The organism is Pseudoalteromonas sp. NZS100_1 (assembly GCF_015864285.1).
GTDB lineage: Bacteria > Pseudomonadota > Gammaproteobacteria > Enterobacterales > Alteromonadaceae > Pseudoalteromonas > Pseudoalteromonas arctica.
In genome coordinates this window covers 1-542 of the sequence record NZ_JADYXN010000301.1, presented here as the reverse complement: position 1 = coordinate 542, position 542 = coordinate 1, and the positions used below count along the sequence as shown (strand labels likewise).

General features: G+C 42.1%; 4 tRNA genes. All 4 read left to right on the top strand.

The features are described from left to right. The first annotated feature begins 1 nt into the window (after position 1). A tRNA-Val gene (locus tag I6F66_RS21965) sits at positions 2-77 on the top strand. A 161-nt stretch (positions 78-238) separates the two neighbouring features. Then, positions 239-314 (top strand) — tRNA-Val (locus I6F66_RS21960). 31 nt (positions 315-345) lie between these two features. Next, a tRNA-OTHER gene (locus tag I6F66_RS21955) sits at positions 346-437 on the top strand. Between the two features lie 29 nt (positions 438-466). Then, a tRNA-Val gene (locus I6F66_RS21950) sits at positions 467-542 on the top strand.

Sequence of the window (542 nt, the reverse complement as noted above, 5' to 3'; positions counted from 1 at the left end):
TGGGTGATTAGCTCAGTTGGGAGAGCATCGCCCTTACAAGGCGAGGGTCACTGGTTCAAGTCCAGTATCACCCACCACATATAAATCCTATTATTATATCAATAGTTGCGTACTAAAATTGTAATATGGGTCGTTAGCTCAGTTACAAGATAAGAGAGCATCATCGCTTTTAATAAAAGATGGCGAGGTTCACTGGTTAAAGTCCAGTACTATCTATATAGGTAGTAGCATGTAATACGGGTCGTTAGCTCAGTTGGGAGAGCATCGCCCTTACAAGGCGAGGGTCACTGGTTCAAGTCCAGTACGACCCACCATTTTTTAAAATGGTGTATATTACAAAAATCTAAATGGGTGATTAGCTCAGTTAGAAAAAAGAGAGCATCACCGCTATTGACAAGTAACGGCGAAGTTCACTGGTTCAAGTCCAGTACTATTTATTTTAATAGTAGCGTTTTAATTTATATGTGGGTGATTAGCTCAGTTGGGAGAGCATCGCCCTTACAAGGCGAGGGTCACTGGTTCAAGTCCAGTATCACCCACCA